General features: G+C 71.1%; 12 protein-coding genes. 10 read left to right on the top strand and 2 right to left on the bottom strand.

Features of this window, described 5'->3' with window-relative positions:
- The first annotated feature begins 397 nt into the window (after window positions 1–397).
- From ACFWZH_RS27470 to ACFWZH_RS27505, 8 genes are all read left to right on the top strand, one after another.
- Window positions 398–1,198 carry a PspA/IM30 family protein gene (locus ACFWZH_RS27470; RefSeq protein WP_384436675.1) on the top strand — a complete coding sequence of 267 codons (801 nt, stop codon included), beginning with the start codon at window positions 398–400 and terminating at the stop codon, window positions 1,196–1,198.
- Between the two features lie 57 nt (window positions 1,199–1,255).
- Window positions 1,256–1,534, top strand: a complete 279-nt coding sequence (locus ACFWZH_RS27475; RefSeq protein WP_384436678.1) for a hypothetical protein — start codon at window positions 1,256–1,258, stop codon at window positions 1,532–1,534.
- A gap of 84 nt (window positions 1,535–1,618) precedes the next feature.
- Window positions 1,619–2,914: a sensor histidine kinase gene (locus tag ACFWZH_RS27480; RefSeq protein WP_384436681.1), complete on the top strand. Its 1,296-nt coding sequence runs from the start codon at window positions 1,619–1,621 to the stop codon at window positions 2,912–2,914.
- Window positions 2,911–3,597: a response regulator gene (locus tag ACFWZH_RS27485; RefSeq protein WP_384436685.1), complete on the top strand. Its 687-nt coding sequence runs from the start codon at window positions 2,911–2,913 to the stop codon at window positions 3,595–3,597. The genes ACFWZH_RS27480 and ACFWZH_RS27485 overlap by 4 nt, the downstream gene beginning before the upstream one ends.
- A gap of 234 nt (window positions 3,598–3,831) precedes the next feature.
- The gene (locus tag ACFWZH_RS27490; protein WP_384436688.1) at window positions 3,832–7,011 is read left to right on the top strand and encodes an efflux RND transporter permease subunit; all 3,180 of its coding nucleotides are present in this window, start codon (window positions 3,832–3,834) and stop codon (window positions 7,009–7,011) included.
- 224 nt (window positions 7,012–7,235) lie between these two features.
- The gene (locus ACFWZH_RS27495; RefSeq protein WP_384436691.1) at window positions 7,236–7,931 is read left to right on the top strand and encodes a hypothetical protein; all 696 of its coding nucleotides are present in this window, start codon (window positions 7,236–7,238) and stop codon (window positions 7,929–7,931) included.
- Window positions 7,928–9,865 (top strand): GMC family oxidoreductase, encoded by a 1,938-nt coding sequence (locus tag ACFWZH_RS27500; protein WP_384436693.1) that lies wholly within the window; start codon window positions 7,928–7,930, stop codon window positions 9,863–9,865. Before ACFWZH_RS27495 ends, ACFWZH_RS27500 begins: the two co-directional genes overlap by 4 nt.
- On the top strand, window positions 9,862–11,013 hold the full coding sequence (locus ACFWZH_RS27505; protein ID WP_384436696.1) for a ferritin-like protein: 1,152 nt from the start codon (window positions 9,862–9,864) through the stop codon (window positions 11,011–11,013). The genes ACFWZH_RS27500 and ACFWZH_RS27505 overlap by 4 nt, the downstream gene beginning before the upstream one ends.
- Window positions 11,014–11,100: 87 nt before the next feature.
- Here the strand turns inward: ACFWZH_RS27505 and ACFWZH_RS27510 are convergent, their stop codons facing one another.
- The gene (locus ACFWZH_RS27510) at window positions 11,101–11,403 is read right to left on the bottom strand and encodes a hypothetical protein (protein ID WP_384436699.1); all 303 of its coding nucleotides are present in this window, start codon (window positions 11,401–11,403) and stop codon (window positions 11,101–11,103) included.
- A gap of 264 nt (window positions 11,404–11,667) precedes the next feature.
- On the opposite strand from ACFWZH_RS27510, the gene ACFWZH_RS27515 reads away from it, so the two are divergent.
- Entirely contained in the window at window positions 11,668–12,111 is a 444-nt protein-coding gene (locus ACFWZH_RS27515) for a hypothetical protein (protein ID WP_384436702.1), read from the top strand.
- Between the two features lie 56 nt (window positions 12,112–12,167).
- Here the strand turns inward: ACFWZH_RS27515 and nadA are convergent, their stop codons facing one another.
- Window positions 12,168–13,355 (bottom strand): quinolinate synthase NadA, encoded by a 1,188-nt coding sequence (gene nadA, locus ACFWZH_RS27520; protein ID WP_384436705.1) that lies wholly within the window; start codon window positions 13,353–13,355, stop codon window positions 12,168–12,170.
- A gap of 276 nt (window positions 13,356–13,631) precedes the next feature.
- On the opposite strand from nadA, the gene erpA reads away from it, so the two are divergent.
- The gene (gene erpA, locus ACFWZH_RS27525) at window positions 13,632–13,988 is read left to right on the top strand and encodes an iron-sulfur cluster insertion protein ErpA (RefSeq protein ID WP_030070025.1); all 357 of its coding nucleotides are present in this window, start codon (window positions 13,632–13,634) and stop codon (window positions 13,986–13,988) included.
- Window positions 13,989–14,029 lie beyond the last annotated feature (41 nt).

Raw genomic sequence — 14,029 nt, forward strand, 5'->3', positions numbered from 1 at the left:
GGTCAGTAGGCGGCTCTGGTTCGCGTGCTCAGGTGTTCCCCCGCGGCGTGCTGGGCCGGGGCGGGAGCCGTTGGTGGTTGCGGTTGGTGGGTGGGTTTGGTTCGCGTGCTCAGGTGTTCCCCCGCGGCGCGGCGTGGCGAGCCGGGGCAGGCGTCGTTGGTGGTTTCGGCCGGTGGGTGGGTCTGGTTCGGGTGCCCATCCGGTGCGCATCCGGGCCCACCGTGCCGGGCGCCTACTCCTTGCGCGGGAGAAGACGCGCTCCGCGATCGTCCTGGAGGATGAGCGCATCCGGGCGCGAACAGTGCGGTAATGGAACCAGGGCCCGTACTGTGGGGTCTGTAGATGTGCTGGAGCCTAAGCCCGAGGCGACTCGGTCAGAAGGGGGCGCGCGAGGCCCATGAGCGATGGTGTCATGAAGCGGATGGGGATGATCTTCCGCGCGAAGGCCAACAAGGCCCTGGACCGGGCCGAAGACCCGCGCGAGACCCTCGACTACTCGTACCAGAAGCAGCTGGAACTGCTGCAGAAGGTACGCCGCGGTGTCGCCGACGTGGCGACCTCCCGCAAGCGCCTGGAGCTGCAGCTCAACCAGCTCCAGGGCCAGTCCGCCAAGCTGGAGGACCAGGGCCGCAAGGCGCTGGCGCTCGGCCGCGAGGACCTGGCCCGCGAGGCGCTGACCCGGCGCAGCGCGCTGCAGCAGCAGGTCACCGACCTGGAGACGCAGCACCAGACGCTGCAGGGTGAGGAGGAGAAGCTCACGCTCGCGGCGCAGCGGCTGCAGGCCAAGGTCGACGCCTTCCGTACGAAGAAGGAGACGATCAAGGCCACGTACACGGCCGCCCAGGCGCAGACCCGGATCGGCGAGGCCTTCTCCGGCATCTCCGAGGAGATGGGCGACGTCGGCCTGGCGATCCAGCGTGCGGAGGACAAGACCGCGCAGCTGCAGGCCAGGGCCGGTGCCATCGACGAGCTGATGGCCTCCGGCGCGCTGGACGACCCGTCCGGTATGGCCAAGGACGACATCACCGCCGAGCTGGACCGGCTCTCCGGCGGCAGCGACGTCGAGCTGGAGCTGCAGCGGATGAAGGCCGAGCTCGCGGGCGGCCCGTCGGCCGGCAAGCAGGCCCTCGAAAGCGGTCAGGGCGGCCAGGGCCAGCCCGCGCCGCAGCAGGACCAGCCGCGTTTCGACAAGCAGTGACGGTCGCCGGGGGTTAGCCTCGCAGGGATCGTCGGGACCGGACCGAGGGAGACCGTCGTGATCGTGCGGATCATGGGGGAGGGCCAGGTGAAGTTGGACGACGCCCACTTCATCGAGCTCAACAAGCTGGACGACGAGCTGCTCGAGGAGATGGAGAGCGGCGACGAGGAAGGCTTCCGGCGCACTCTCGGTGCCCTCCTGGAGGCGGTGCGCCGTATGGGCACGCCGCTTCCCGACGACGCCCTCGAACCGTCCGAGCTGATCCTGCCGTCCCCGGACGCCTCCCTCGCAGAGGTCCGGGAGATGCTCAGCGACGACGGCCTCATTCCGGGCTGACCGCCCGCCCCCAGCTCCACTCCAGCGCATACGGCACACGGCGCCCCGGTCCCCTCTCGGACCGGGGCGCTACCGTTTCCTCTTGTGAGTCCCCTCGACCCCGGTCCGGAAGCGCCCCGCGCCACCGGCCGCTTCCAGTGGCACCGGACGCATCCGCTCGCGGTCGACGCCGCCCTGGCGGCGGCCGTGTTCGCGTGCATCCTGTTCGGCGCGGTGGTCGACCCGCACCGCGTCCACGGCCCGCAGTGGGCGCCGCACCGGCTCTCCGCCTCGGCCGTGGTGCTGGCCGCGCTGGCCTGCGCCACCCTGGTGTTCCGCCGCCGGCTGCCCCGTACGGTCCTGGCGGCCACCGGCACCCTGACCATCGTCGAGCTGCTCGTCCGCGCCGGCGACCCGCGCGCCCCGGTGGTCGGCGCCGCCGCGATCGCGCTCTACAGCCTCGCCTCGCGCACGGACCGGCCCACGACCTGGCGGCTCGGCGCGCTGACCGCGGTCGTGCTGACCGCCTCCTCGATGCTCTACGGGCCCCGCCCCTGGTACGCGCAGGAGAACCTCGGCATCTTCGCCTGGACGGGCATGGCCGCCGCCGCGGGTGACGCGGTGCGCAGCCGCCGCGCCTTCGTGGACGCCATCCGCGAGCGCGCCGAGCGCGCCGAGCGCACCCGCGAGGAGGAGGCCCGCCGCCGGGTCGCCGAGGAGCGGATGCGCATCGCCCGCGACCTCCATGACGTCGTCGCCCACCACATCGCCCTGGTCAACGTCCAGGCCGGGGTCGCCTCGCACGTCATGGACAACCGCCCCGACCAGGCCAAGCAGGCCCTGGCGCACGTCCGCGAGGCGTCCCGCTCGGCGCTGGAGGAGCTGCGTGCCACGGTCGGCCTGCTGCGCCAGTCCGACGACCCCAAGGCGCCGACCGAGCCGGCACCGGGCCTCGGCGTCCTCGACCAGCTCGTCGAGGGTTTCGTCCGCGCCGGTATCCCCGTCGACCTGGACCTCCCGCACGAGCCCCGGCAGCTGCCCGCCTCCGTGGACCTCACCGCCTACCGCGTGGTCCAGGAGGCGCTGACCAACGTGCACAAGCACGCCGGGGAGGGCGCCCGCGCCACGGTGCGGATCCGGCACTCCGAGAGCGCGCTGACCGTGACCGTCCTGGACGACGGCGCGGGCCGGGCCGGCGTACCCCGCCAGCGGAGCGGCGAGCGGCCGGCGGACGAGGCCGCCGCCCCCGGGGACAGCGGCGGCGGCCACGGCCTGATCGGCATGCGCGAGCGGGTCTTCGCGCTGCGCGGCACGGTCGTCACGGGCCCCCGCGCGGCCGGCGGCTTCCAGGTGCGGGTGACCCTTCCACTGCAGTCCGTCCGTACGGGGGAGAACGCATGACGATCAAGGTGCTGCTCGCCGACGACCAGGCGCTGCTGCGCAGCGCCTTCCGGGTGCTGGTCGACTCCGAGCCGGACATGCAGGTGGTGGGGGAGGCCTCCGACGGCGCCCAGGCCTACGAGCTGACGAAGGCCGAGCGCCCCGACGTCGTCCTGATGGACATCCGGATGCCCGGTGTGGACGGCCTGGCCGCCACCCGCATGATCAGCCGGGACCCGCAGCTCACCGACGTCCGGGTGGTGATCCTGACCACCTTCGAGGTCGACGACTATGTGGTGCAGTCGCTGCGCAACGGCGCCAGCGGCTTCCTCGGCAAGGGCGCCGAGCCGGACGAGATGCTGGGCGCCATCCGGATCGCGGCGGCCGGCGAGGCGCTGCTGTCGCCCGCCGCGACCAAGGGACTGATCGCCAAGTTCCTCGCCCAGGGCGGCAGTCCGGCCGACGGCGGCCCCGGAGACCGGGGCACGGAGCGGCTGGCGAGCCTGACCGGCCGTGAGCGTGAGGTGCTGGTCCTGGTGGCCGGCGGCCTGTCCAACGACGAGATCGCCGAGCAGCTGGCGGTCAGCCCGCTCACGGTCAAGACGCACGTCAACCGCGCGATGGCCAAGTTGGGGGCCCGCGACCGCGCCCAGCTGGTGGTCATCGCCTACGAGTCGGGACTCGTACGCCCACGGGTGCAGTGAGGGCGCAGTAGCCCTACTCCGAACGCGGTACGGGCGCGGGCCGGAAACCGACCTGCGAGCGAGGAAAACCGCCCCGGCCATGGCCGAAGGTGTATCTGGGCCCGCGAAGGCCCCGGGGCGCCTGCTGCCCCGGCCGTCGGGCCCGCGTGGGCCCCGCCGTCCTCGGCCGTCCGCACACCGGGACGGTCCGTCCAGCCCAGACCGCCTTCAGAACAGAAGAGAGAGACCCCACCCATGTCCTGGCTGTCCCGACTCAGCCTCGTACAACGGGGCCTGATAGCGCTGATGTCGATCGTCGCGATCGCCTTCGGCGCCATCGCGATCCCGCAGCTCAAGCAGCAGCTCCTGCCCTCCATCGAGCTTCCGATGGTCTCCGTGCTGGCGCCCTACCAGGGTGCCTCGCCCGATGTCGTCGAGAAGCAGGTGATCGAGCCGCTGGAGGACGGTGTCCAGGCGGTCGACGGCATCAAGAGCGTCACCTCGACGTCGAGCGAGGGCTCGGGCGTCATCATGGCGCAGTTCGACTACGGCAACGACTCCAAGCGGCTGGTCGCCGACGTCCAGCAGGCCGTCAACCGCGCCCGCGCCAAGCTGCCCAAGGACGTCGACCCGCAGGTGGTGGCCGGCTCGACGGACGACATCCCCACCGTCGTCCTCGCCGTCTCCTCCTCGGCCAAGGACCAGCAGAGCCTCGCCGACCAGCTCCACCGCAGCGTCGTGCCGGACCTGAAGAACATCGAGGGCGTCAGCCAGGTCACCGTGGACGGTGTCCAGGACCGGATCGTCGCGGTCACCCCCGACGAGCGCAAGCTCGCCGCCGCCGGGCTGAACGCCCAGGCGCTCGGCAAGGCGCTGGAGGCCGGCGGCACCTCGGTGCCCGCCGGTTCCTTCGCCGAGGGCGGCAAGAGCAGGACCGTCCAGGTCGGCGCCGGGTTCACCTCGGTGCAGCAGATCAAGGACCTGACCATCGCGCCGGCCGCGGGGGCGGGCGCGAGCGGTGCCGGCGCCGGCCGGTCCGCCGCCGAGCCGGTCCGCCTCGGCGACGTGGCCGGCGTCAAGGAGGAGCCGGCCACCCCGACCTCCCTGACCCGCACCAACGGCAAGCCCAGCCTCGCCGTGATGGTGACGATGGACCAGGACGGCAGCGCGGTCGCGATCTCCGACGCGGTCAAGGACAAGCTCGCCGACATCCGCAAGGACCTGGGCAAGGGCACCGAGGTCACGGTCGCCTCCGACCAGGGCCCCGCGGTCTCCAAGTCGATCGACTCGCTGACCACCGAGGGCCTGCTGGGCCTCGCCATGGCCGTCATCGTCATCCTGGTCTTCCTGCTCAGCCTCCGCTCGACGCTGGTCACCGCGGTCTCCATCCCGCTCTCGGTCGTCATCACCCTGATCGTGCTGTGGACCGGTGACCTCTCCCTGAACATGCTCACCCTCGGCGCGCTGACCATCGCGATCGGCCGCGTCGTCGACGACTCGATCGTCGTGCTGGAGAACATCAAGCGGCACCTGGGCTACGGCGAGGAGCGCCGCGAGGCCATCCTCTCCGCCGTCAAGGAGGTCTCCGGAGCGATCACCTCCTCCACCCTCACCACGGTCGCGGTCTTCCTCCCGATCGGTGTGGTCGGCGGCATGGTCGGTGCCCTCTTCGGCTCCTTCTCCCTGACGGTGACCGTCGCCCTGCTCTCCTCCCTGGTCGTCTCGCTTACGGTCGTCCCGGTCCTGTCGTACTGGTTCCTGCGCGCCCCCGAGGTCCCGGAGGGCACCACGGCGGACGAACTGCGCCGCAAGGCCGAGGAGAAGGAGACCCGGAGCCCGCTGCAGCGCCTCTACGTCCCGGTCCTGCGCTTCGCGACCCGCCGCCGGATCACCAGCCTGGTGATCGCCGTGGTCATCCTCGTCGGCACGTTCGCCATGGGCCCGCTGCTGAAGACCAACTTCTTCGACCAGGGCGACCAGGACACCCTCACCCTCAAGCAGGAGCTCAAGCCCGGCACCAGCCTGGGCGCGTCCGACGCCCAGGCCAAGAAGGTCGAGAAGCTGCTCGCGGCCAACGACGACATCGCCGACTACCAGGTCACCGTCGGCTCCTCCGGCTTCATGGCGGCCTTCGGCGGCGGCACCGGCGCCAACCAGGCCTCCTACCAGCTGAAGCTGAAGGACTCCGCGGACTCCGGCAAGGTCACCGACGACCTGCGGGCCTCGCTCGACAAGCTCGGCAAGTCCATCGGCGACACCACCGTCACCGCCGGCGGCGGCTTCGGCAACCAGGACCTCAGCGTGGTCGTCAAGGCGGGCGACGCCGACGTGCTGCAGCAGGCCAGCGAGCAGGTCCGCAAGGCCGTCGCCGGGCTCGACGACGTCACCGACGTCCAGAGCGACCTGGCGCAGAGCGTGCCGCGGATCTCCGTCAAGCCCAACGCCAAGGCGGCCGAGGCCGGTTACGACCAGACCATGCTCGGCGGCGCGGTCGCCCAGGCGATCCGCGGCACCACCAGCGGCAAGGCCGTCCTGGACGACACCGAGCGCGACATCGTCATCAAGTCGGCCCACCCGGCCACCACCGAGGACGAGCTGAAGCACCTCGCCGTCCCGACGCCGGCCGGCCCGGTCGAACTCGGCACCATCGCCACGGTGAAGACCGTGCCCGGCCCGGTCCAGATGACCCGGATCGACGGCGCCCGCTCGGCGACCGTCACCGCCAAGCCGACCGGCGACAACACCGGCGCGGTCAGCGCCGAGCTGCAGAGCAGGATCAACGCGCTGAAGCTGCCGGACGGCGCCACGGCGAAGATCGGCGGCGTCTCCCAGGACCAGACCGACGCCTTCTCCTCGCTGGGCCTGGCGATGCTGGCGGCCATCGCCATCGTCTTCATGCTCCTGGTGGCCACCTTCAAGTCGCTGATCCAGCCGCTGATCCTGCTGGTCTCGATACCTTTCGCGGCGACCGGCGCGATCGGCCTGCTGGTCGCCACCGGCACCCCGCTGGGCGTCCCGGCGATGATCGGCATGCTGATGCTGATCGGCATCGTGGTCACCAACGCCATCGTGCTGATCGACCTGATCAACCAGTACCGCGCGCAGGGTTACGGCGTCGTCGAGGCGGTCGTCGAGGGCGGCCGGCACCGCCTGCGCCCGATCCTCATGACCGCGCTGGCCACGATCATGGCGCTGCTGCCGATGGCGCTGTCCATCACCGGCGACGGCGGCTTCATATCCCAGCCGCTGGCCGTGGTCGTGATCGGCGGTCTGATCACCTCCACCCTGCTCACCCTCCTCCTCGTCCCGACGCTCTACGCGATGATCGAACTCCGCAAGGAGCGCCGGGCGAAGAAGAAGGCCGCCAAGCGCGCCTCGAAGTCCGGCGCGCGGCCCGAGGAGGCCGACCGCACCCCGGAGCCCGCCGGCGTGTGACCCCCGCTCCCCGGCTCCGTTCGGGGGAGGGGACCGCCACCGGGCCGCACCAGGAGCCCCCGCTGCCGTACGCACGGCAGCGGGGGCTCCCGCGTACGCCGGTGGCTGCGGCACCAACTGATCCCCCGTCATACGCCTTCCAGTGGTTTATCCACCCTTGTCGGCATACGCCCGCCGGGCGCGAGAAGCATGACTCCCGAATATGCCGCCCCGGGAGGAGAGCGATGACCGACCCCGCAGCAACAGGCGGAACAGCGGATCCAGCAGCCGACGAACCAGCCGACGAACTGGCCGACTTCGTCACCTACTGCGTGCCGCTGACCGGCTTCGCCGCATTCGACCTGTACGCCACCGGCATGGCCCGGCTCTACCTGGACACCGCCCGCGGCCAGGTGGGCGACGCCCAGTTCACGACGTTCTGGACCAAGTGGAAGGAAGCCGTCACCAGCGGCCAGGGACCCCAGGCCCTGGACCTCCCGCACCGCGAGGTCGCCCGCGCGCTGATCTACCTCTGGTACACCGGCGCCTGGCCCCGGCTGGCCCCCGCGGCCCACTCCACGCTCGGGCGCGAGGTCGCCAACACCGAGTCCGTCGCCTCGCCCGGCGCCTACGTCGAGGGCCTGGTGTGGCGCACCTTCCACGGCCACCCGGCGGGCGCCAAACCGCCGGGCTTCGGCACCTGGGCGGTCGAACCACCGGCGCCGACCTGGCAGAGCGTCGACGAGCTCCGCACCGATCTCGGCCTCGCCGACGTCCCCTACCGCACCGGCCTGGCCGACGAGGTCGCCCCGGACGAGATCCCCGACGAGCTGATCCCCGGCCACCGCCTGAGCCGCCACATCCCGCCGTCCGCCGTGCCCACCGCGGCCGCGGCCGCGCGCGAGGCCGTCGCCGCCACCCCCGAGGAGGCCACCTCATGACCGCCCCCGTCCCCGCGGAGGCCGCCGCCCGCCGCCGCTACGACGTGATCATCGTCGGCGCGGGCTGGGTCGGCAGCGCACTGGCCAAACGCCTCGGCGACCAGGGCTGGCAGGTCCTCGTCCTGGAGGCCGGCAACAGCGGCACCGAGACCTGGCCCGGCTATCTGGACTCCCTGGACACCTACTACTCGGCCGTCGCCAAGGTCCCCAACTCCGCCTACCGCCGCAACAAGGCCGCGCCCTACCCGGACGTCCTCGACCTCGCCCCGGTACGCAACCCCGCCCCCGGCGAGCCCGAGTTCACCGCCAACGGCTACCTCGTCCAAAACGGCCGACTCCCCTACGGCACCGACTACCTGCGCGAACTCGGCGGTACCGCCATGCACTGGCTCGGCGCCGTCCCCCGCATGCTCCCCGACGACTTCGCCACCGGCAGGGACTACGGGTACGGCCGCAACTGGCCCTTCACCGCGGCCGAACTCCAGCCCTGGTACGCCGAGGCCGAGCGCGCGTTCGGCGTCGCCGGCAACGCCCAGGAGCAGAAGGACCTCGGCACCGTCACCGACCCCGCCTACGAGTACCCCATGCACCACATCCCGCAGAGCTATATCGACGAGCGGTGCAGGGACCTCGACGGCAAGGTCGTCAAGGACAACGTGGCCGGGATGAACTACGCGCTGACCATGTACGGCCTGCCGCAGGCCCGCAACTCCACCCCCAACCCCGCCTACCGGGACCCGTACCGCATCCAGGGCGCCGTCGGCATCCCCAACTACGGCGAGCGCTGCGTGGGCAACGCCAGCTGCGTCCCCATCTGCCCCGTGCAGGCCAAGTCGCATCCGCTGCGCATCCAGGCCGGCTGGCCCAGGACCGTCACCCTGGCCACCCGCTGTGTGGTCAGCCGGGTCCGGGCGCGGGCGGACGGCCGGGTCACCGGCGTGGAGTACCGCACCTACACCGACCCCGTCTCACCGGTCCACCAGACCTACCTCGCGGAGGCGGACGTGATCGTCCTCGCCGCGCACGCCATCGAGAACGCCCGGCTGCTGCTGTTCTCGGGCCTGGCCAAGAAGAGCGGGCAGGTCGGCCGCAACCTGATGGACCACCCCACCCTCCTGAACTGGGCGCTCGCCCCCGAGGACAAGGGCCCGGTCGGCCCGTTCCGCGGCCCGGGACACACCTCCGGCTGGGAGGTCTTCCGCAGCGGCTCCGGGCGCAGCCGGCGGGCGCCCTTCCGCATCGAGATCGGCAACTGGGGCTGGGGCTGGGCCACCGGCGCTCCGCTCAGCAACGTCGCCAGCGCCCTGGGCGTCGGCGGCAACCCCGACGGCAGCGTCCGGGACAAGGGCGTCTACGGGCCCGAACTGCGCGGTCTCCTCGGCCACTCCATCGGCCGCCAGCTCCAGCTCCAGATCGCCGTCGAGCAGTCCGCGAACGAGAACAACCGCGTCACCATCGACCCGGCCCGCTACCGCGACGCCATGGGCAACCCCCGCCCGATCATCACCTACGACCTCGACGACCACGTCCGCAGGGGCCTGTACGCCGCCCGCCTGGTGGCCCAGAAGATCTTCGGCCTCCTCAAGGCCAAGGACTACACCCACCACGCCCCGCAGAACGGCGTCCCGCCGCTGGGCCACGTCGTGTACAACGACACCCACCTCGCCTACAGCGGCGCCGGGCACGGAGCGGGCACCCACATCATGGGCACCGACAGCACGATCTCCGTGGTGGACAGGGACCAGCGCACCCACGACCACCCCAACCTCTACGCCGTCGGCTGCGGCAGCATGCCGTCCGTCGGCACCAGCAACCCCACCCTCACCATGATGGCGCTGGCCCTGCGCAGCGCCGCCCAGATCCACCGGGACCTCGTCGACGCCCGCCGCCCGGTCGAGCTCGGCAGCCCCGCCCACGAGGAGGTTTCCGCGTGATCACCGCGACGGCCCTGGACGCCCAGGGATTCGGCATCCCGCAGACCATCGAGGAGCTGCGCACCTACCTCCAGGGCGCCCTGGAGGTCGAGCACCTCACCATCCCCGTCTACATGACCGGGCTGTACTCCCTCCACCCGGGCACCAACCGCACCGCCTACTTCGCCATCCGCAGCGTCCTGATGGAGGAGATGCTGCACATGACCCTGGTCGCGAACCTCCTCAACGCGGTCGGCGGCAAGCCCGAGGTGGGCCGCAAGGAGTTCGTCGCCACGTACCCGGCGAAGCTGCCGTTCAGCAGCGACGAGGACGTGCCGCTGATCCACCTCCAGCACTTCTCGCCCGCCGCGCTGCGCACCTTCCTGCGCATCGAACTGCCCCGCGAACTGGCCCCCCACCCCAGGCCGGGGGAGGGCTGGACCTCCATCGGCCAGTTCTACGACGCCATCCGCCAGGGCCTGGTGAAACTGGTCGAGGACCACGGCGAGGCCGCGGTCTTCCCACAGCGGCCCGAACGCCAGGTCGGCCCGGAGGACTTCTACAACTCCGGCGGCGAGGTCTTCCCCGTACACGACCTGAAGTCGGCCGAGCTCGCCGTCCGCGTCATCAGCGAACAGGGCGAGGGCCTCGACGACCAGATCTGGACCAGCGACGACCTGATCTTCGGCGAGCAGCGGCAGCTCGCCCACTACTTCCGCTTCAACGAGATCTACACCGGCCGCGGCTACGGCCCCCACGACACCCCCAAGGACCCGCCCAGCGGCCCCCTGCTGGACGTCACCTGGGACGACGCCTACCCGATCCACGGCGACTCCAAGGTCGCCGACTACAAGAAGAACAAGGAGGTGTACGAGCAGGCCGTGGCCTTCAACACCCGCTACGCCGCCCTGCTCTCCTACCTCCAGCAGGCCTTCGACGGCATGCCCCGGGCGATGGCCCTGGCCATCCCCACCATGCTGGAACTGCGCGACCGCTCCGAACAGCTCTACCGCAACCCGCACCCCAAGTGCCCGGGCCTCTTCGCCAGCCCCACCTTCGAACTCGAAAAGCCGCAGTTCGACGCGGTGCAGGAAACGGTCGAGGAGAACCTGCGGCTCGCCGGCCTGGAGGCCGGCGAGCCGATCGATCTCTCCGCCGTCTCGAACTAGGCGGCCGAGCGCCCTACCGACGCACAGGGCGGTGCACCACGCCACGCCGCACCCCGGAGCAGCGCACTGCGGGGTGCGGCGCCCGCATCAGCGGACGAGGCCCGCGAAGCCCCCGAGGCCCCCGCCGCCGCTCCTGCGGGCGGTCACGAGGGTGTCGGTGATGTCGCCCCCGGCGGTCTGCTTGAGCTTGGCGATCGTCCGGTGGTTGTCGATCAGGATGTTCGTACGGCAACCTTCCGAGGGGAGCAGGAGGGTGAACGTCGGCGCGCAGTGCACGTCCTGGTCGAAGAACCCGCCATCCCAGCCCTTGGCACTGGCCGTGCCGGTCGCCGTCATCATCAGCGCACCCGCCCCAAGGGCACCCGCGACCATACGCATTGCCTTACCCACGACGGAACTTCCTTCCTGTCTGGTCCCGGTCTGATACCGGGATCACCGCGCTAACGAACCAGCAACGGGTGGATTACGCAGCGTTACTCTGTCGTGGTGACGGCGCGGTGTTCCAGCCCCTGTCGCGAAGCCGCCGAAGCCGCCCGCACGGGCGCCGCGGAACGGGTGACGGAGCCCGATCGGCCGGGGCGCTCTCGGCTCGCGCGTCGCGGTGAGTGATGCGACCGTGGCGTGGGGTGCCGAACCGACGAAAGGCGGGCGACCGTGCGCTGTGTCCAGGCCCGCAGGGCCGCCTTCGTGCCGGCGGCCGGACTCGTCCTCGCGCTCGCGCCGCCGGCCGCCGCCGACGGCCCCGTCGCCCCGGTCCGGGTGGCGGTCACGGGCGGCGCCTTCACCGGCAGCGTGGGCATCGTGCGCACGGCGGCGCGCTCCCTGTACGGGGGCTTCCCCTGCGCCGCCGACGGCGTGCACCCCACACCGCTCACCGCCCTGGCCGACGCCGACCGCAGGTACCGCCTCGGCGTGCGGGCGCACTGGGACGAGGCGGCCGGGGACTTCGTGGTCACCGAGATCCGCGGGGACGTCGCGGACGGCGGCAGGAAGTGGAACGCGTACGTCAACGAAAAGAAGATCACGACCGGGCCCTGCGGGACCGCGGTCAAGGACCACGACAAGGTCCGCTGGACCCTGGAGGCCGCCACGAGCTGACGGCCGCCGCACCCCCGCAGGGGTCCCGAACGGGCGCGGCGGCCGATCGCCGCGCCTTACGGCAGGCTCAGCATCCGCTCCAGCGCCAGCTTCGCGAAGCTCTCGGTCTCCTTGTCGACCTCGATGCGGTTGACGACCTTGCCGTCCGCCAGCGACTCCAGCGTCCACACCAGGTGGGGGAGGTCGATGCGGTTCATCGTCGAGCAGAAGCAGACCGTCTTGTCGAGGAAGACGATCTCCTTGTCCTCCGCGGCGAAGCGGTTCGCCAGACGGCGGACCAGGTTCAGCTCCGTGCCGATGGCCCACTTCGAGCCGCGCGGGGCGGCTTCCAGGGCCTTGATGATGTACTCCGTCGAGCCGACGTAGTCCGCGGCCGCCACGACCTCGTGCTTGCACTCGGGGTGGACCAGGACGTTGACGTCCGGAATGCGGGCCCGCACGTCGTTCACCGAGTCCAGGGAGAACCGGCCGTGGACCGAGCAGTGGCCGCGCCACAGGATCATCTTCGCGGCGCGCAGCTGCTCGACGGTCAGGCCGCCGTTCGGCTTGTGCGGGTTGAAGACCACGCAGTCGTCCAGGGACATGCCCAGGTCGCGGACGGCGGTGTTGCGGCCCAGGTGCTGGTCGGGCAGGAAGAGGACCTTCTCGCCCTGCTCGAAGGCCCAGTCCAGCGCCCGCTTGGCGTTGGAGGAGGTGCAGATCGTGCCGCCGTGCTTGCCGGTGAAGGCCTTGATGTCGGCCGAGGAGTTCATGTACGAGACCGGCACGACCTGCTCGGCTATGCCGGCCTCGGTGAGCACGTCCCAGCACTCGGCGACCTGCTCGGCGGTGGCCATGTCGGCCATCGAACAGCCCGCGGCCAGGTCGGGGAGGATGACCTGCTGGTCGTCGCCGGTGAGGATGTCGGCCGACTCGGCCATGAAGTGCACACCGCAGAAGACGATGTACTCGGCGTCCGGCCGGGCGGCGGCGTCCCGCGCCAGCTTGAACGAGTCACCGGTGACGTCGGCGAACTCGATGACCTCGTCGCGCTGGTAGTGGTGCCCGAGGACGAAGACCTTGTCGCCGAGCTTCTCCTTCGCCGCGCGGGCGCGCTCGACGAGGTCGGGGTCCGACGGGGCGGGGAGGTCGCCGGGGCACTCCACGCCGCGCTCGCTCTTCGGGTCGGCCTCACGGCCGAGGAGGAGCAGGGCCAGCGGGGTCGGCTGGACGTCCAGGGGCTGGGCGGTGGTCACAACACGCACCCTCTCTTCTCTGCGGACAACTCTTTGCGCTCTCGGGCACAAGCCTTTTCGTCTATTTGACGCTATCTATCATAGCTGCTTCACGTCACTTTGACGATGGCCATAGTGTCGATGTGACGCATCACCACCGCACGGTGTGCGGTGGACCACCTGTTCCCCGCCGCCGGTGTGCGAGCATGAAGAAGAAGCGCCCAGCCGGAATTAATCCGGGGCGTCGCCGGTTTCAGCTTGTTGCATCCGATGACAAGCGGTCCGTACAACCCGGGAGAGATGTAGATGAGCGTGCAGGACGAGAAGACCACCGTCAGCGACGGCATCATCCTGTCCGACGCGGCCGCGTCGAAGGTCAAGAGCCTGCTGGAGCAGGAAGGCCGGGACGACCTCGCGCTGCGGGTGGCGGTTCAGCCCGGCGGTTGCTCCGGTCTGCGCTACCAGCTCTTCTTCGACGAGCGCTCGCTCGACGGCGACGTCGTCAAGGACTTCGACGGCGTCAAGGTCGTCACCGACCGGATGAGCGCCCCGTACCTCGGCGGTGCCTCCATCGACTTCGTCGACACCATCGAGAAGCAGGGCTTCACGATCGACAACCCGAACGCCACGGGTTCCTGCGCCTGCGGCGACTCCTTCAGCTGAGGATCGCGGGCAGTAGGCGCACAGACGGCGAAGGCGGCGCC

It is taken from the genome of Streptomyces sp. NPDC059008 (assembly GCF_042749045.1).
Lineage (GTDB): Bacteria > Actinomycetota > Actinomycetes > Streptomycetales > Streptomycetaceae > Streptomyces.

What these genes read in the sequence shown, in the direction of transcription:
- ACFWZH_RS27470 (WP_384436675.1), top strand. Translation starts at nt 398, where the DNA reads ATGAGCGATGGTGTCATGAAGCGGATGGGGATGATCTTCCGCGCGAAG.
- ACFWZH_RS27485 (WP_384436685.1), top strand. Translation starts at nt 2,911, where the DNA reads ATGACGATCAAGGTGCTGCTCGCCGACGACCAGGCGCTGCTGCGCAGC.
- ACFWZH_RS27490 (WP_384436688.1), top strand. Translation starts at nt 3,832, where the DNA reads ATGTCCTGGCTGTCCCGACTCAGCCTCGTACAACGGGGCCTGATAGCG.
- ACFWZH_RS27495 (WP_384436691.1), top strand. Translation starts at nt 7,236, where the DNA reads ATGACCGACCCCGCAGCAACAGGCGGAACAGCGGATCCAGCAGCCGAC.
- ACFWZH_RS27500 (WP_384436693.1), top strand. Translation starts at nt 7,928, where the DNA reads ATGACCGCCCCCGTCCCCGCGGAGGCCGCCGCCCGCCGCCGCTACGAC.
- erpA (WP_030070025.1), top strand. Translation starts at nt 13,632, where the DNA reads ATGAGCGTGCAGGACGAGAAGACCACCGTCAGCGACGGCATCATCCTG.